Raw genomic sequence first — 16,444 nt, forward strand, 5'->3', positions numbered from 1 at the left:
CGCCTACAGGTTGTAGGTGGAGTTGATGATCGCGCCCTTGCGGGCGTAGTGGATGAGCGCGTCCTGCACGTCGAGCGGGTGGCAGGGGATGCAGCCCTCGATCAGGTCCTCCTCGCGGAGGCCGTGGAGCGCCATGCCGAACCGGCAGACGAAGACGCGGTTCCCCTCCTGGATGAAGGTCTCGATGGCGTTGTTGAGGTTCTGCTCGCCGGGGAATCCGGAGTCGCCGACCGTCGGGAAGCCGCGGGTGGCCATCGCGTTGATGGTGCCGGGCCCGTAGAAGTAGAGCGCGGACTCGTAGCCCTTCCGCGCCGCGCGGGTGGCCTGGAGCACTGCGACGAAGCTGACCGAGGACTCGTGGGCGATGCCGTGCACGAGGGTCAGGTACGACTCCCCGGGCTCGGCCTGGTAGTCGGGGAAGACCTTGGTGGAGCCGTAGAGGTTGCTGCCCTTCGGGAGCGCCGGGTGGGCGATCTCGGAGCGCGACATCTCGATGTTGGCGCTGACCTGGTCTTCGATCTCCTGGGAGACGGACATGGTTCCTCCTGGTGTCGGTCCGCCGAAGCGGCGTGCGAGTGCATGGCTCCGGCGGGATGCGCTGAGACGACGCGGGACGACGTCCGCCGGGGTGGAGCAGTGGTGCGGAGTGGAACGCGTCCAGTCAACGGCCGGGATGTTTCGGAGTGGTTTCCACCGGAAGAAGCTCCCGTGACGGCGGATCCGTAACGAGACCGCGTTCCTCCCGTCACGAGGGCGAAACACGAGGCGCCTTGACTGGGGGGTGAGACGACCGCACCGACATCCCGGCCGCCGCTGTGCGCGGCCCGTCCGGCCCGCTCCGCGGTGCCACGAAGGAGTCCTCGTGACCGATCTCCGCAGTCCCTCCCCCGCGTCCTCGCCGCCGGCAACCGGTGCGGCGCACCCGGCCGCCGGCCCGCACCCGGTCGGCGGGTCGCACTCCCCGGGCGGGGCGCACTCGACCGGGATCCGCCGCACCGGCCCCTCCGCCCTCCGCACCCGCGTCGACATCGCCCTGCAGGGCATCCGCGTCGAGGCACCGGTGCACCGCGAGGCCGGCGCCGGCCCGAGCGACGACGGGCACGTGATGCTCGGCGGCCTGGGCGCCGCGATCCCGGTGAACCCCGACAGCCCCTACGTGGTGAGCGGGAACCGCCTCCTGCTCGAGGGCGCCGACATCGGCCTGGACGTGACTCCCGTCCGCCGCCCGCGCTTCTACGATCTCGACACCGCCGACGGCGTCTCCTACGAGAAGATCGCCCGGCTGCACGGCCGTGACATCCTCGCGACCACCGTCGTCCAGACCTGCATGCGCTACGACGAGGCGGAGCGCTGCCGCTTCTGCGCGATCGAGGCCTCGCTCGAAGCCGGTGCGACCATCGCGGTCAAGACCCCGGCCCAGCTCGCCGAGGTCGCGGAGGCGGCGGTCCGCCTCGACGGCGTGCGCCAGATGGTGATGACCACCGGCACCTCCAAGGGCCGCGACCGCGGAGCGGCCCACCTCGCGCGCTGCGTCCGCGCGGTGCTCGCGGCGGTCCCCGGGCTGCCGATCCAGGTGCAGTGCGAGCCGCCCTCCGACGTCTCGGCGCTGCAGGCGCTGAAGGACGCGGGCGCCGTCTCGATCGGCATCCACGTGGAGTCGATGGACGACGCGGTGCGGCAGCGCTGGACCCCGGGCAAGGCGCGGGTCAGCCTGGACGAGTACCGCTGGGCGTGGCGCGAGGCGGTGCGGATCTTCGGCCGCAACCAGGTCTCGACCTACCTCCTGGTGGGCCTCGGCGAGGACCCGGACGAGCTGGTCACGAGCGCCCGCGAGCTGATCGGGATGGGGGTCTACCCCTTCGTGGTGCCCTTCCGTCCGCTGCGCGGGACCCTGGCGACCGAGGTCGACCACGTGCTCCCGCCGGCCGGGTCACTGCTGGAGCGGGTCAGCGCCGAGGTCGCCGCGCTCCTGATCGAGGCCGGGATGCTGAGCAGCGGCCAGAGTGCGGGCTGCGCGGCGTGCGGGGCCTGCGGCGTCCTGAAGACGGCCGGCGCCTGATGGTGGAGCTCTCGATCCTCGAGGGTGTTCGGGTCGCGCCTGCGTTCACGGTGGTGCGGGCGGAGGAGCGCGAGCTCGCCGCGCACCGGGCCCTGCGGCGCGAGGTCTTCGTCGCCGAGCAGGGGCTGTTCGCGGGCGACGACCACGACGACGCCGACGACGATTCGCGCTCGGTGGTGCTCGTCGCGGTGGCTCCGGACGGCGCGGTGCTCGGCGGGGTCCGGATCGCGCCTGTCGGCGGCGGACGCGATCTGGGCTGGTGGACCGGCAGCCGCCTGGTGGTGGCGCGCGAGGCGCGGGGCGGCTCCGGGATCGGTGCCGCCCTCGTGCGCGCGGCCTGCGCGGAGGCGGAGGCGCGCGGGGTGCTCCGCTTCGAGGCCTCGGTGCAGCTGCGCAACGAGGTGCTGTTCCGGCGGCTCGGCTGGCGGAGGATCGGCACGAGCACCGTCGCCGGAGTCGAGCACGCCCGGATGCGCTGGCCGGTCGACCGGCTCGACCGGGCGGCCACCGCGGCCAAGGCGGCCCTCGGCGCCCTTCTGGCTCCGCTGGCGGCCGAGGGGGGCCTCGGTGGGGCCGGCTTCGTCGGCGACGACGGAGCACCGGTCCCGGGCAGCGACCTGATCGCCGTCTGCGACGCGATCGTCCCGTCCATGGTGGAGCGCCACCCGGAGTGGGCGGGGTGGTGCTCGGTGCTGGTCAACGTCAACGACCTCACCGCGATGGGCGCGACCGGCATCGGGCTGATGGACGCGATCGGCGCTCGCGACGCGGCCGCCGCCGCGCGCATCGTGAGCGGTCTGCGGGCCGCCTCCGCCGCCTGGGGCGTCCCCGTGCTCGGCGGGCACACCCAGCTCGGAGTGCCGGCGGCCCTGAGCGTCACCGGTCTCGGCCGTACCGCGGCGCCGGTGCCGGGCGCCGCCGCTCCGGGCGACGAGCTCTCGCTGACGGCCGACCTCGGCGGCGGCTGGCGGCCCGGCTTCGCGGGCGCCCAGTGGGACTCGACGTCGTCCCGGCGCGCGGAGGAGCTCCGGGCGATGGCCGCCTCCGTCGGACTCGCGCGGCCGAGGGCGGCGAAGGACGTGAGCATGGCCGGGCTGGTGGGGACGGTCGGCATGCTCGCCGAGGCCAGCGGAGGAGGAGCGGTGATCGACCTCGCGGCGGTCCCCGTCCCCGAGGCGGCCGGCACCGCCGACTGGCTCGGCTGCTTCCCCGGCTTCGCGATGATCACCGCCGACCGGCGGGGGGAGTCGAGGATGGGCACACCCTGGACCGCGACGGCCGCGGTGGGGAGCGTCGTCACGGAGCCGGGCGTGCGGCTGCGCTGGCCGGACGGCGAGGAGACGACGGCGATCGCCGGTGCGGTGACGGGGCTCGGCGCAGCGGGCTGACGGGCCGGGCCGGAGGCGCATCGTCCTCGGCGCGGCCGTGAGACGCAACCCCGCGCAGATCCTCGCCGAGCGGCGGAGACTGGCGGCGGCCCGTTGCTTGACGGGCGCTCATCGACGGAAGGAACGACCCCATGGTGGATCTCGGAGGACTCGCGGACAAGGCGAAGAACGCCGTGAACAGCGACAAGGGCGAGGAGCTGACCGACAAGGGACTCGACAAGGCGGGCGACGCCGCCGACTCCGCGACCGGCGGGAAGTTCGCCGGCCAGGTCGACAAGGCCCAGGAGGCCGGCGACCAGCACGTCGGCAACGACTGACCGCCGGGCGGCCCTTCCGCGCTGTCGCGGAGGGCCGCCCGTCCATCAGTCCCGGTCGCCGAGCCCGCGCAGCAGCGCCCGCACCACGGCGACGGAGCGATCGGCCGCGTCGTCGACGTGCGCCTCGAACTCGCCGGGGGCGCAGAGGTCCGAGATCCCGCGGACCGAGACGAACGGCAGCCCGTGCACGTGCGCCGTCTGCGCGAGGGCGACGGACTCCATGTCGGTGGCGAGCGCGCCGGGGAAGTCGTTCCGCACGCGGTCCACGTGGGCGCTCGAGACGAAGACGTCGCTCGAGACGATCAGGCCGCGACGCACCGGCGGCCCCTCCAGCAGCTCGAGCTCCGCGGCGAGCGCCGCGTCGTCCCCGGAGTAGCGGGCGGGCATCCCCGGGACCTGCCCGAGCGCGTAGCCGAACGCCCGCGCATCGGCGTCGGTCTGCACGTACTCGGCGCCGATCACGACCTCGCCCACGCGGACGTCGGCGCCCAGGCCGCCGGCGGTCCCCGCGCTCACCACGAGCGGCCGGGAGCCGCCCTCCCGCAGGATCGCTGCGGTGAGACCGCCGGCCGCGTTGACGAGGCCGATGCCGGTGCGGACGAGCAGCACCGCGCGGGAGTCGAGCTCGAGCTCCCACTGCAGCGCGTTGCCGACGGCGCGCGGCTCGGAGGCGCTGGACGCGGCGGCGAGGAACGGCGCGGCCTCCTCGTCCATCGCGACCAGGACGATCGCCGTGCTCACGCGGTGACCGTCTCCCACTCCGAGCGGTGCGCGAGGAACGTGCGCGCCGCCTCCTGCGCCCCCGCGAGGGAGTGGTTGGCGCCCCAGCCGCACTGGGTCTCGTTGGCGGCCGGGACCTCGTCGGCCTCGGTGATGTCCTGGAGCGTCGCCTCGACCAGGCCGAGCACCTCGGAGAGCTCGGGCTCGCCCGAGAGGAGCAGGTAGAAGCCGGTCTGGCAGCCCATCGGCGAGAAGTCGATCACGCGGTCGGAGTGGTTGCGGGACTTCTCGGCGAACAGGTGCTCGAGCGAGTGCACGGTGGGCATCTCGAGGTGCCCGCGGTTGGGCTGGGTGAAGCGCACGTCGTACTTGACGAGGTGGTCGCCTCCGGGCAGCGTCTTCGCGTCGGCGAGGCGCACGTACGGCGCTGCGACGGTGCGGTGGTCGAGGTTGAACGACTCGACGTTCATGCGCGGCTGATCCACGGTGGTCTCCTTCGCTGGGGGTCCCTCCATTGTCCTCCGCTCCGCGGAGCGGAGGCGGACCCCGGCGGATCCGGCTGCTTCTTCTCCGGGGCTGCGCCCGGATGCGAAGAGCTCCTCGCCGGCCACGACGAGGTACGCCGTGTCGAGCGCGATGATCACCAGGACCGCCCTGAACAGGCGCGCGGAGACCGTGCGGTCGTCCAGCGGGACCCCGCCGCCCAGACCCGCACGGAGGCGTGGAGCACCCCGGACAGCACCAGCGCGACGAGCGCCGTCACGCCGAGCACACTGTCCGGAACGACCACCGCCACCACCTCCTCCGTCGACGGGTCGAGCATGCCGTCGCGCCCGGCGCGGCGGGGACCCGTGCCCCTGAGCAGTGGAGAACGGGCCGCTCCGATCCCTGGGGAGGAGCCTCGGCCGCTCCTCAGAACAGGTCCGCGAAACCCATCGCGACGAGGTTGTCGTGCGAGATCCGCAGGCAGTCGAGCGCGCTCCGCCCGTAGCGCTCGTCCTGCTCGACGAGGAGGTGGTCGACGCCGAGCGCGAGGCTCGTCCCGATGATCCCCGGGAAGTCGAGGTTGCCCTCCCCCACCTCGGCGAACTGCACGTTCGAGGTGAAGGCGTGCACGGACCACCCGCCGGACGCATCGGCGGGCGGCCCGACCCGGTAGTCCTTCAGGTGCACCAGGGCGACGCGCTCCCCGTACCGGCGCAGCGTCGTCACGGGATCGAGCCCGCCCCGCTGCACCCAGTGCACGTCGAGCTCGAGCCCCAGCAGCGGAGCCCGCTCGGCGACGACGTCGAGCAGGAGGCGGCCGTCGTGCCGCGCGAACTCGTGGTGGTGGTTGTGGAGCAGCAGCCGCAGCCCGTCGTCGCGGAGCCTCGCCGCGGCGGCCTGGCAGCGGTCGGCGAAGTCGAGCAGAGCGGCCGGCGAGACCGCCGCGGAGGCGGGCAGCATGCCGATCCGGACCGTGCGCGTGCCGAGCGCGCGGGCGTCGGAGACGATCCCGGCGAGCCCGCCCTCGAGCGCGGCGCCCGGGGAGTCCCCCGGTGCCAGGCCCGCCGAGATCGCCGCGATCTCGACGCCGAGCTCGTCCCGCGCCCGCTGCAGCTCGGCCACGGTGGCCGCCGTCAGCGGGATCTGCGAGATCTCCACCGACCGGTAGCCGATCGCTCGGACCTCCCGGAGCGTCGCGAAGGCGCCCGCCGAGGCGAACGCGTCCTTCAGCATCATCGCCTGCACGCCGATCCTGGTCACGGCAGTCCTCCCGGTCGCGGTGGGGGCCGGCGTCTCCGCGGCCCGGAACGCCCCCGACGGTAGAGGCGCGCCTCCGATCTTGTCAATCGGTTGCCAATACGCGTATGGTCGTGGCACGGCGGCGCTCCTGCCCGCCGGTTCCCGACGACGAGAACGAGGCACGCACCGTGACCACCGCACCCGCGACGACCGCACCCGCGAACCCCGCACCCTGGACCCTCTCCGGCTTCGGCGACGAGATCGACCCCGACCCGGTCGTCCAGGTCGCCGTCCTCCGAGCGCTCGGCGCGCACAGCATCGAGGTGCGAAGCGCCTGGGGCCGGAATGTCGTCGACCTCGACGACGAGCGCCTCGCCCGCCTCGCCGCCGTGCTCGAGCGCGGCGGCCAGTCCGTCTCGGCCGTCGCCTCGCCCATCGGCAAGGTCGACGTCGCCCTCGACCCCAAGCTCGAGGTGGCGCGCCTCGACCGCGTCATCCGCGTCGCGCACACCCTCGGCACACCGAGCATCCGCGTCTTCTCGTTCTACCGGGGCGAGGGAGTGCCGGTCGAGAGCATCCGCGACGACGTCCTGCTGCGCATGCGTAGGCTCGCCGATCGCGCCGAGCGCGAGGGCGTGGTGCTGCTGCACGAGAACGAGAAGGACATCTACGGCGACGTCCCCGAGCGGATCCTCGACCTGGTCGAGTCCGTCGGCTCGCCCGCCCTGCGCCTCGCCTGGGACAACGCGAACTTCGTGCAGTGCGGGGTGCGGCCCTTCGACGACGGCTGGACGGCGCTGCGGCCCTACGTCGACTACCTGCAGGTGAAGGACGCGGTGGCCGCGACCGGCACCGTGGTGCCCGCCGGCGAGGGCGACGGCCAGCTGCGCGAGACGCTCACCGCCCTGCGCGACGACGGCTGGACGGGCGTCGCCTCGCTGGAGCCGCACCTCGCGATCACGGACGCCCTCGGCGGATTCTCCGGCCCCGAGTCGTTCGGAGTGGCCGCTCGGGCCTTCCGGGGGCTCGCCTCCTCGCTCGGGATCGACCTGCGATGACCGTCCGCGCGGCGGTGATCGGCTGCGGCGACATCTCCTCCGTCCACCTCGCGGCGATCGGCACCGCACCCGGCGCGGAGCTGGTGGCGGTCTGCGACACCGACCCGGGCCGGCTCGCCGCGGCCGCCGAGAGGCACGCGGTGCCGGGCTTCCCCGAGGCGGTCCGGATGCTCGACTCCGTCCGCCCCGACGTCGTGCACGTCTGCACTCCGCACAGCACGCACGCCGCGCTGGCGGTCGCGGCCCTGGACCGCGGCGTCGCGGTGCTCCTCGAGAAGCCGCTCGCCTCCTCCGTCGCCGAGGGCGAGCAGGTGATCGCCGCGGCCGAGCGGGGCGGGGCGCGCATCGGCGTCTGCTTCCAGAACCGCTACAACCCGCCCGTGCAGCGCCTCCGCGAGCTGCTGGCGTCCGGCTCCCTGGGTGCCGTGACAGGTGCGGCCGCGACCGTGCTCTGGCACCGCGCTCCCGGCTACTACCTCGACCGCCCCTGGCGCGGGATGCGGGCCGAGGGCGGCGGCGGGATGCTGATGAACCAGGCGATCCACACCGTCGACCTCCTGCAGTGGCTCCTCGGCGAGGTGGTCGCGGTGAGCGGCTCCGCCTCCACGCGCCTGCTGCCGATCGAGGTCGAGGACACCGCCGACCTGGTGCTCACCCACGCCTCCGGCGCGCGCAGCGTCCTCTACGCGACCGTGGCGAACGCGTGGGACGAGCCGGTCGAGCTCCGCCTGCGCACCGAGCGCGCCACCGTCTCGTTGCGCGGTGCCCTCACCGTGCGGCGCGACGACGGACCCGTCGAGGTCGTCCCGGACACGGAGCGCCGATCCGGCGGGCGCTCGTACTGGGGCGCCTCGCACGAGCTGCTCGTGCACGACTTCTACGCCCGCCTCGGCGAGGACGAGCCCTTCTGGATCTCGCCCCGCGAGGCGGCGAGGTCGCTCGCGATCGTCCAGGCCGCCTACGCCCCGAGCGCGCCCGCGCGGATCCCCCACTCCACCCCGAACGAAGGACTCCTTCCATGACCACCGTCCGCCTCGGCATCATCGGATTCGGCGCCCAGGGCTCCTCCTACGCCCGCTTCCTCGCCGACGGCAGAGTGCGCGACCTCGTCGTCACCGCCGTCGCCGACGTCGACCCCGCCCGGGAGGCGGCGGCCGCCGCGCTCGCACCCGGAGCGTCCTTCCACGCCGACCACCGCTCCCTCCTCGCGAGCGGAGAGGTCGACGCCGTCGTCGTCTGCACTCCGCACTACCTCCACCCCGGGATCGGCATCGACGCTCTCGAGCACGGGCTGCACGTGCTGGTCGACAAGCCGGCGGGCGTCTACGCCGCGCAGGTCGCGGAGCTGAACGAGGCCGCCGCCGCCCGTCCCGGTCAGCGCTTCGCGATCATGTTCAACCAGCGGGCGAACCCGCTCTACCGCCGGCTCAAGGAGGTCGTCGACGAGGGCGGGATCGGCCGGATCCTGCGCTCGAACTGGATCATCACGACCTGGTGGCGGCCGCAGGCCTACTTCGACCAGAGCGCGTGGCGCGCGACCTGGGGAGGCGAGGGCGGAGGCGTCCTGGTCAACCAGGCGCCCCACCAGCTCGACCTGTGGCAGTGGCTGTGCGGAGTGCCGGAGTCGGTGGTCGCGAAGGCCGGCTACGGGCGGTGCCGCGACATCGCGGTGGAGGACGAGGTGACGGTGCTCGCCGACTTCGGCGGGGGCACGACCGGCGTGCTGGTCACCACGACGCACGACCCGATCGGCACCGACCGCCTCGAGATCGTCGGCGACCGCGGTCGGATCGTCGTCGACGACTCCCGGGTCGCGACGATCACCCGACTGAACGCCCCCGAGCGCGAGGTCAGCGCCGCCCTCAGCGCCGAGGACGTGGGCCTCCTGCTCAGCGGTCGCTACGACACCGCGGGCCTCTCCACGACGGAGCGGATCGAGTCGGCGTCGGTCTGGGGCGAGCAGCACACGGCCGTCCTGCAGGACTTCGCGGACAGCATCCTGCACGGCACGCCGCTGCTCGCACCCGGGGCGGAGGGGATCCTCGGGGTCCGGCTCGCCAACGCCATCCACTACTCGAGCTGGACGGGACGCGAGGTACCGCTCGACCTCGACGAGGGCGTGTTCCTGGCGGCGCTCAACGAGCGCATCCGCGAGGAGGGGGCCTTCCCGGAGCGGAGCTGACGGGGCGGAGCCGCGCTGGACGGGACCGGAGTGGTGGGCGGCAGGCCGGTGACGGCGGCCTCCCGGAGCGCGGGCTCCTCGATCCGGCGCGACCCGGACGCGAGCGACGGGCCGGGCGGGCTTCTCGGCCCTGTGGCAGCATGGGCGGCGGACGGCGCCCCGTCCGCCGCCGTGCCCCTCGAGAGAAGACCGCGATCGTGCCCAGCGAAGACGCGCCCACCGGCCCCTCCGCCGCGAGACGCCGCGGCCGCTCCGCGACGACGATCTACGACGTCGCCCGACTCGCCGGCGTCGCCCCCTCCACCGTCTCCCGCGGGCTGAGCACGCCCGGACGGCTGAACGCTGCGACCGAGCAGCGGATCCGCGCCGCCGCGAAGGAGCTGGGCTACCGGCTCAACCCGATGGCGCGCGCGCTGCCGACGGGCCGCACCTCGACCCTCGGGCTGCTGGTGGCCGACATCACCAACCCGGCCTTCTTCCCCGCCGTGCGCGGAGCGGAGCGGGCGGCGTCGCTCCGCGGCTTCACGATGATCCTCGCCGAGTCGCAGGAGTCCGGGGAGCGCGAGGCCGAGGCGGCCGACCGCATCGCCGCCTCCACCGACGGGCTCGTCCTCGTCAGCACCCGCCTCAGCGACGAGGAGATCATCGCGCTGGCCGGGCGCATCCCGGTCGTCGTCCTCAACCGCGTGGTCCCCGGCGTCGCGGGGATCGTGCCCGATCTCGCCCCCGGGATCGACGCCGCGCTCGACCACCTCGCGGCCCTCGGCCACCGCTCCCTCGCCTTCATCGCCGGTCCGCCCGACTCGTGGATGAGCGCCGCGCGATGGGAGCTCCTCCTCGACCGCGCTCCGCAGCGGGGCATGACGGTCGTCGAGATCGGGCCGGGCGTCTCGACCCTCGAGGGCGGGAGGAGCGCGCTCGCGAGGGTGACCGCCTCCGGCGTCGGCGCGGTGATCGCCTACAACGACCTGGTCGCCATCGGACTGATGCGCGCGGCTCAGGAGTCGGGCGTCGCGATCCCGGAGCAGCTCAGCATCATCGGCTTCGACGACATCTTCGGGAGCGACTTCACCTCGCCGCCACTGTCGACCATCAGCGCACCGCTGGGCCGGATGGGCGAGCGGGCGGTCCGCCGGGTGCTCGGCGACGAGGAGCCTCCGGAGCGGGCCGACGACCTGCCGACGGAGTTCGTCCCGCGCGCCTCGACGGGGCCCCGCCGCGACTCCTGACCCCGGTCCGCGCCTGGCGCGCCATCCGGTGCGACACCTCTGGCAATCGGTTGACACTTCTCGGCACCCATACTTGGATGGCCCCGTGCCGACGAAGCTGCTGAACGATCCCGACCGACTCCTGCCGATCGACCCGACGACCCGGGCGATCGCCCGCGATCTCCACGCGAGCGTCGCCGACCTGCCGATCCTCTCCCCGCACGGGCACGTGGATCCGCGCCTCCTGCTCGAGGACCGCCCCTTCGCCGACGCATCCGAGCTCTTCCTCCGGCACGACCACTACGTCACCCGGCTGCTCCACTCCGCCGGGATCGACCTCGGCGATCTCGGCATCCCCGGAGGCGAGCGCCTCGCCGGCCCGGAGGAGGTGTGGCGCACGTTCTGCGCGCACTGGCGGATCTTCGCGGGAACCGCCTCGGGCTACTGGCTCCAGTCGATCCTCGCCGAGCAGTTCGGCATCACCGAGCAGCCCGACGCCTCCACCGCCGACGCCCTCTTCGCGGCGATCGGGGCCCGGCTGTCGTCCGCCGCCTTCCGCCCGCGGGCGCTCTTCGAGCGGTTCGGGATCGAGGTGCTGGCGACGACCGACGATCCGCTGGACGACCTGGCCGTCCACCGGGCTCTGGCGGAGGATCCGGCGTTCCCGGGCCGCGTGCTGCCGACCTTCCGCCCCGACGCCTACCTCGATCCCTCCGCCCCCGGCTGGCCCGAGCGCGTCGCCGCCCTGGCCGCCGCCACCGGAACGAAGGAGTCCAGCTTCCCCGGATTCCTCGAGGCCCTCCGCGCCCGGCGCCGGCACTTCCTCGACCACGGCGCCGTCTCCGCCGACCACGGAGTGCTGGAGCCGCTGACCGTCGACCTCGACCCCGCCGAGGCGCAGTCCCTCTTCGCCCGCGCCCGCGCCGGCACGATCGACGCCGAGGGCAGCCGCGTCCTCGCCGCGCACCTGCTGCTGCAGTCCGCCCGCATGAGCGTCGACGACGGCCTGGTGATGACCGTCCACGCCGGCGTGCTGCGCAACCACGATCGGCCGACCTTCGAGCGCTTCGGTCCCGACACCGGCCACGACATCCCCGTCGCGACCCGGTTCGCCGAGCCCCTCCGCCCGCTGCTGCAGGAGCTCGGCAACGCACCGGGCTTCCACCTCGTCCTCTTCGGGATCGACGAGAGCACTCACTCGCGCGAGCTCGCTCCCCTGGCCGGCTACTACCCGTCGGTGTTCCTCGGAGCGCCGTGGTGGTTCCTCGACGCGCCCGACGCGGTGCTGCGCTTCCGCGCCGCCGTGACGGAGACCGCCGGCTTCTCGCGGAGCTCCGGCTTCATCGACGACACCCGCGCGTTCCTCTCCATCCCGGCCCGTCACGACATGGCTCGGAGGCTGGACGCCGCGTTCCTCGCGCGCCTGGTCGCCGAGGGGCGGATCGACTCCGAGACGGCGAGCGCCGTCATCCTGGACCTCGTCGACTCCCAGCCGCGGAAGGTCTTCAAGCTGTGAGCGGGCACGGCGGAGGAGGCGGTCTCGATCGCGCATCGACGGGCCTGCCGGCGGCTCCCGTCCGCATCGTCCACCTCGGCCTCGGCGCCTTCCACCGAGCGCATCAGGCCTGGTACACGCACGCCGTCGACGACGACCACGAGTGGGGCATCGCCGCATTCACCGGCCGGAGCCCCCGCGCGGCCGAGGAGCTCGCCGCGCAGGACGGCCTGTTCACGCTGATCGAGCGCGGACCGGAGGGCGACTCGGCGACGGTCGTGGGCAGCATCGTCGAGGCGGTCGACGGCGCGGACGTCGCGCGTCTCGTCGAGCTCGTCGCGGCTCCAGGGACGGCGATCGTCACGCTGACAATCACGGAGGCCGGGTACCGTCTCGCCGCGGACGGCGGCCCCGACCTGGACGACCCCGCCGTCCGGAGCGACCTCGACGCCCTCCGATCGGGAGGAGCGCCGGCGACCGCACTCGGCCGCCTCCTCCTCGGCCTCGCGGCCCGGCGCGACGCCGGCTCCGGCCCGCTCGCCGTCGTCCCCTGCGACAACCTCTCCGGCAACGGCCCTCTCGTGCGCCGTGGACTGCTCCTGCTCGCCGAGCGGCTCGACCCGTCGCTCGCCGACTGGATCGACAGCACCGTCTCGTTCGTGGCGACCTCCGTCGACCGGATCACCCCGGCCACCACGGCGGCGGACCGGGAGGCGGCGGCCGAGCTCATCGGCATCAGCGACGCCGCGTCCGTCGTGACCGAGCCGTTCCGCGACTGGGTCCTCTGCGGCGGCTTCCCCGCCGGCCGACCCGCCTGGGAGCGCGCGGGAGCCCGCTTCGTGGACGACATCGAGCCCTTCGAGCGGCGCAAGCTGCGACTCCTCAACGGCGCGCACACGCTCCTCGCCGCCACCGGCCGCCGGCGGGGCCTCGCCACCGTCGCGGAGGCGATCGCGAACCCCGCCTGCCGGAGCGCCGTCGAGGCGTTCTGGGCGGAGGCGGCGTCCGGCCTCCCCGCCGGTCTCGACGCGGACGCCTACTGCGCCGCCCTCCTCGGGCGCTTCGGCAACCCCCGGATCGAGCACCGCCTCGAGCAGATCGGCGCCGACGCGACCGCCAAGCTCCGCATCCGGATCGCGCCCGTGCTTCTCGCCGAGCGCGCGGGCGGACACGACGGAGCCGCCTCCCTCCGTGCCGTCGCCGACTGGATCGCACTGCTGCTCCAGGGCGACCGCCTGCCCGACGCGCAGCGCCCCGCCCTCGACCGCGCCCTCGGCTCCGCCCGACCCGTCGAGGCACTGCTGCGGCTCGTCGAACCGCGCCTCGCCGACGACCCGGCCCTCGTCGCCGCGGTCGCCGCTCAGGCGGCCTAGACCTCCACCCCGCCTCTCCGCGCGGTGCCTTCCGGCACCGTCGGCAACCGATTGCCACCCTCGCACCGTCTCGATGCGGCGCGGATCCCCGATGGGTCCGCGCCCGGGTAAAGGAGCCCGCATGACCCCCCGCACCACCGCGCCCGGAGCGCCCGCCGCTGAGAAGCTCTCGAAGCTGAGCATCGTGGGCTACGGCGCCGGCGACACGGCGAACAACCTCGCCTTCACCACCGCCACGATGTTCCTGCTCGTCTACTACACCGACGTCGCCGGGATCTCCGCGGCCGCGGCGGGCACGCTGCTGCTCGTCGTGCGGATCTTCGACGCGTTCGCCGACGTCTTCGCCGGCCGGGTCGTGGACCGCACCTACAGCAGGCGCTTCGGCAAGTTCCGGCCCTTCCTGATGTTCGGGTCGGTTCCGCTCCTGCTGCTCTCGGCCGCGACCTTCTCCGTCCCGCAGATCGGCGAGAGCGGAACCCTGCTCTACGCCTACCTGAGCTATGCCGCGCTCGGCCTCGCCTACAGCCTCGTCAACATCCCCTACGGCTCACTCGCCGGAGCGATGACGCAGGTCGGCACCGAGCGCGCGAAGCTCGCCAGCGCCCGCGCCATCGGCGGCGCGATCGTGGGGGCCGGGCTCGGCACCTTCATGGCCCCGCTGGTCGTCCCCGGCGCCGATCTGCAGTCGCTCTTCTCGATCGTCACGCTGAGCTTCGTCGTCGTCGGCTCCGCGCTCTACCTCTTCACGATCCTGACCGCGAAGGAGCGCGTCCAGCGCGACGTCGCGCACGTCACGTTCCGTCAGAGCATGACGACCCTCCGCTCCAACCGGCCGCTGCTCTTCCTCTGCCTCAGCTCGTTCCTGTTCCTCACCGGGACGCTCGCGCTCCAGACCGTGCAGCTCTACTACCTGCGCGACGTGCTCGGATCGGTCCAGCTCTACGCCGCGATGTCGCTGATCCAGCTCGCCCTGACCTTCGGCCTGGCCGCCCTCGTCCCGACGATCGTGCGGCGGTTCGGCAAGCGCAACGCCTACATGGCCGGAGTCGCGGTCCTGATCAGCGGCGGGACGGTCGTCTTCCTCGCCCCGGGCGACGCGGTGGCGGTCGGCTTCGGCGGACTGGTCCTCGCCTACGTCGGCATCCAGCTCGTCAACATGCTCGTCTGGGCGATCGAGGCCGACACCGTCGAGTACGGGGAGTGGAAGACCGGCATCCGCTCCGAGGGCACGATCTACGCCCTGTTCTCCTTCACCCGCAAGACCGGCCAGGCGGTCGGAGGCGCCCTCGCCGCGTACGCGCTGGCCTGGGGCGGCTACGTGGCCGGGGCCGCGGAGCAGAGCGAGCACGCCGAGTGGGGCATCCGCGCCGCCGCCGGCCTCATCCCGGCCGTCGCGGCCCTGCTCGCGGTGCTGATCATGGCGTTCTACCCGCTGACCGACCGCCGGCACGCGCAGATCGTCGCCGAGATCGCCGAGCGCCGCGAGAGCACGGGTCAGGCCGCGCCCGTGGCGCCCGGCCTCTCGACCGCCGCGTTCTCGATGGACCGCGCTCCCGGCCGGAACCCCTGACCCGATCCCCCACCACGAAAGGCATCCCATGAAGATCGACAAGGCCGAGGTCGTCGTCACCAGTCCCGACCGCAACTTCGTCACCCTCAAGCTCACGACCGACGACGGGCTGACCGGCCTCGGCGACGCGACCCTCAACGGCCGCGAGCTCGCCGTGGTCTCCTATCTCGCCGACCACGTCGTGCCGCTGCTCCTCGGTCGCGACGCCTCGCGCATCGAGGACACCTGGCAGTTCCTCTACCGGTCGTCCTACTGGCGCCGCGGGCCGGTCACGATGGCGGCGATCGCGGCGGTCGACACCGCCCTCTGGGACATCAAGGGCAAGGCCGCCGGCATGCCGCTCTACCAGCTGCTCGGAGGCGCGTCCCGTACCGGCCTGCTCGCCTACGGCCACGCGTCCGGGCGGACGGACGCGGAGCTGTTCGACAGCATCCGCGAGCACCAGGAGGAGGGGTACCGCGCGATCCGCGTGCAGACCGCGGTGCCGGGGCTGACCTCGATCTACGGCATCGCCTCCAACGCCGTCCTCGAGGGCAACGCCGGTGTGCGCTACGACCACGAACCGGCGCAGCGCGGCGGCCTGCCGACCGAGGAGGACTGGGACACCCGCGCCTACCTGCGCCACGTCCCCCGCGTCTTCGAGGCCGTCCGCAACGAGTTCGGGCCGGGGCTCCCCCTCCTCCACGACGGCCACCACCGGATGACACCGATCCAGGCCGCGGCCCTCGGCAAGTCCCTCGAGCCGTACGACCTCTTCTGGCTCGAGGACTGCACGCCCGCTGAGAACCAGGAGGCCCTCCGCCTCGTCCGGCAGCACACCACCACACCCCTGGCGATCGGCGAGGTCTTCAACACCGTCTGGGACTACCAGCTCCTGATCCGCGACCAGCTGATCGACTACATCCGCAGCGCGGTCACGCACACCGGAGGCGTCTCCCACCTCCGGAGGATCCTCGACCACGCCGCGCAGTACCAGATCAAGTCCGGGATGCACGGACCCACCGACGTCTCCCCGGTGGGCATGGCGGCCGCGATGCACCTGGGCCTGGCGATCCACAACTTCGGGATCCAGGAGTACATGAAGCACGGCGAGCGGACCGACAGCGTCTTCCAGCAGTCGTTCACCTGGAGCGAGGGACGGCTGCACCCGGGCGACGCCCCCGGTCTGGGCGTGGAGCTCGACGTCGACGCCGCCGGGAAGTACCCCTACGTGCGCGCGTACCTGCCCTTCAACCGACTCGCCGACGGCACCGTCCACGACTGGTGACCTGCCCCCCTCCGCCGAGGCGATCCCGGCCCGTCGAGGGAGCCACGACCAGCGGGCCCCCTCGACGGTCCGGGGTTCCCCC

15 protein-coding genes are annotated in these 16,444 nt (G+C 73.6%); 11 read left to right on the forward strand and 4 right to left on the reverse strand.

Annotated elements, in window-relative coordinates; genetic code table 11:
* Positions 1-3: 3 nt before the first annotated feature.
* Complete coding sequence (locus C5C46_RS04215) at positions 4-537, reverse strand: MSMEG_0572/Sll0783 family nitrogen starvation response protein (RefSeq protein ID WP_104222636.1); 534 nt, start codon at positions 535-537, stop codon at positions 4-6.
* A 325-nt stretch (positions 538-862) separates the two neighbouring features.
* Here C5C46_RS04215 and C5C46_RS04220 point away from each other — a divergent pair, with 325 nt between their 5' ends.
* From C5C46_RS04220 to C5C46_RS04230, 3 genes are all read left to right on the forward strand, one after another.
* Positions 863-2,059, forward strand: a complete 1,197-nt coding sequence (locus tag C5C46_RS04220; protein ID WP_258059320.1) for an MSMEG_0568 family radical SAM protein — start codon at positions 863-865, stop codon at positions 2,057-2,059.
* On the forward strand, positions 2,059-3,447 hold the full coding sequence (locus C5C46_RS04225; protein WP_104225761.1) for an MSMEG_0567/sll0787 family protein: 1,389 nt from the start codon (positions 2,059-2,061) through the stop codon (positions 3,445-3,447). Before C5C46_RS04220 ends, C5C46_RS04225 begins: the two co-directional genes overlap by 1 nt.
* A 131-nt stretch (positions 3,448-3,578) precedes the next feature.
* On the forward strand, positions 3,579-3,764 hold the full coding sequence (locus tag C5C46_RS04230; protein WP_104222638.1) for an antitoxin: 186 nt from the start codon (positions 3,579-3,581) through the stop codon (positions 3,762-3,764).
* 45 nt (positions 3,765-3,809) lie between these two features.
* Here C5C46_RS04230 and mtnN read toward each other — a convergent pair whose 3' ends face one another.
* From mtnN to C5C46_RS04250, 3 genes are all read right to left on the reverse strand, one after another.
* Complete coding sequence (gene mtnN, locus C5C46_RS04235) at positions 3,810-4,505, reverse strand: 5'-methylthioadenosine/S-adenosylhomocysteine nucleosidase (protein WP_258059322.1); 696 nt, start codon at positions 4,503-4,505, stop codon at positions 3,810-3,812.
* Positions 4,502-4,954, reverse strand: a complete 453-nt coding sequence (locus C5C46_RS04240; RefSeq protein ID WP_181134715.1) for an S-ribosylhomocysteine lyase — start codon at positions 4,952-4,954, stop codon at positions 4,502-4,504. The genes mtnN and C5C46_RS04240 overlap by 4 nt, the downstream gene beginning before the upstream one ends.
* 442 nt (positions 4,955-5,396) lie before the next feature.
* Complete coding sequence (locus tag C5C46_RS04250) at positions 5,397-6,230, reverse strand: sugar phosphate isomerase/epimerase (protein ID WP_258059323.1); 834 nt, start codon at positions 6,228-6,230, stop codon at positions 5,397-5,399.
* 167 nt (positions 6,231-6,397) lie between these two features.
* On the opposite strand from C5C46_RS04250, the gene C5C46_RS04255 reads away from it, so the two are divergent.
* From C5C46_RS04255 to manD, 8 genes are all read left to right on the forward strand, one after another.
* On the forward strand, positions 6,398-7,267 hold the full coding sequence (locus C5C46_RS04255; RefSeq protein WP_258059324.1) for a sugar phosphate isomerase/epimerase: 870 nt from the start codon (positions 6,398-6,400) through the stop codon (positions 7,265-7,267).
* Positions 7,264-8,289, forward strand: a complete 1,026-nt coding sequence (locus C5C46_RS04260; RefSeq protein WP_104225763.1) for a Gfo/Idh/MocA family protein — start codon at positions 7,264-7,266, stop codon at positions 8,287-8,289. The genes C5C46_RS04255 and C5C46_RS04260 overlap by 4 nt, the downstream gene beginning before the upstream one ends.
* Positions 8,286-9,449: a Gfo/Idh/MocA family protein gene (locus C5C46_RS04265; protein ID WP_104225764.1), complete on the forward strand. Its 1,164-nt coding sequence runs from the start codon at positions 8,286-8,288 to the stop codon at positions 9,447-9,449. Before C5C46_RS04260 ends, C5C46_RS04265 begins: the two co-directional genes overlap by 4 nt.
* A 197-nt stretch (positions 9,450-9,646) precedes the next feature.
* Complete coding sequence (locus C5C46_RS04270) at positions 9,647-10,678, forward strand: LacI family DNA-binding transcriptional regulator (protein ID WP_159940282.1); 1,032 nt, start codon at positions 9,647-9,649, stop codon at positions 10,676-10,678.
* A gap of 85 nt (positions 10,679-10,763) precedes the next feature.
* On the forward strand, positions 10,764-12,173 hold the full coding sequence (gene uxaC / locus C5C46_RS04275) for a glucuronate isomerase (RefSeq protein WP_104225766.1): 1,410 nt from the start codon (positions 10,764-10,766) through the stop codon (positions 12,171-12,173).
* A complete protein-coding gene (locus tag C5C46_RS04280) occupies positions 12,170-13,525 on the forward strand; it encodes a mannitol dehydrogenase family protein (protein WP_181136485.1) in 1,356 nt (451 codons plus the stop codon). Before uxaC ends, C5C46_RS04280 begins: the two co-directional genes overlap by 4 nt.
* A gap of 121 nt (positions 13,526-13,646) precedes the next feature.
* Positions 13,647-15,095, forward strand: coding sequence for a glucuronide transporter (uidB, locus tag C5C46_RS04285; protein WP_104225767.1), 1,449 nt, complete (start codon positions 13,647-13,649; stop codon positions 15,093-15,095).
* A 28-nt stretch (positions 15,096-15,123) separates the two neighbouring features.
* Complete coding sequence (gene manD / locus C5C46_RS04290) at positions 15,124-16,362, forward strand: D-mannonate dehydratase ManD (protein ID WP_104225768.1); 1,239 nt, start codon at positions 15,124-15,126, stop codon at positions 16,360-16,362.
* Positions 16,363-16,444: the final 82 nt, after the last annotated feature.

Origin of the sequence: Rathayibacter sp. AY1E6 (assembly GCF_002931115.1) — a bacterium.
Classification (GTDB): domain Bacteria; phylum Actinomycetota; class Actinomycetes; order Actinomycetales; family Microbacteriaceae; genus Rathayibacter.

Coding starts and splice junctions, on each gene's coding strand:
- manD (WP_104225768.1), top strand. CDS start 15,124: ATGAAGATCGACAAGGCCGAGGTCGTCGTCACCAGTCCCGACCGCAAC.
- C5C46_RS04265 (WP_104225764.1), top strand. CDS start 8,286: ATGACCACCGTCCGCCTCGGCATCATCGGATTCGGCGCCCAGGGCTCC.
- C5C46_RS04230 (WP_104222638.1), top strand. CDS start 3,579: ATGGTGGATCTCGGAGGACTCGCGGACAAGGCGAAGAACGCCGTGAAC.
- C5C46_RS04215 (WP_104222636.1), bottom strand. CDS start 537: ATGTCCGTCTCCCAGGAGATCGAAGACCAGGTCAGCGCCAACATCGAG.
- C5C46_RS04260 (WP_104225763.1), top strand. CDS start 7,264: ATGACCGTCCGCGCGGCGGTGATCGGCTGCGGCGACATCTCCTCCGTC.
- uidB (WP_104225767.1), top strand. CDS start 13,647: ATGACCCCCCGCACCACCGCGCCCGGAGCGCCCGCCGCTGAGAAGCTC.
- C5C46_RS04240 (WP_181134715.1), bottom strand. CDS start 4,954: ATGAACGTCGAGTCGTTCAACCTCGACCACCGCACCGTCGCAGCGCCG.
- C5C46_RS04225 (WP_104225761.1), top strand. CDS start 2,059: ATGGTGGAGCTCTCGATCCTCGAGGGTGTTCGGGTCGCGCCTGCGTTC.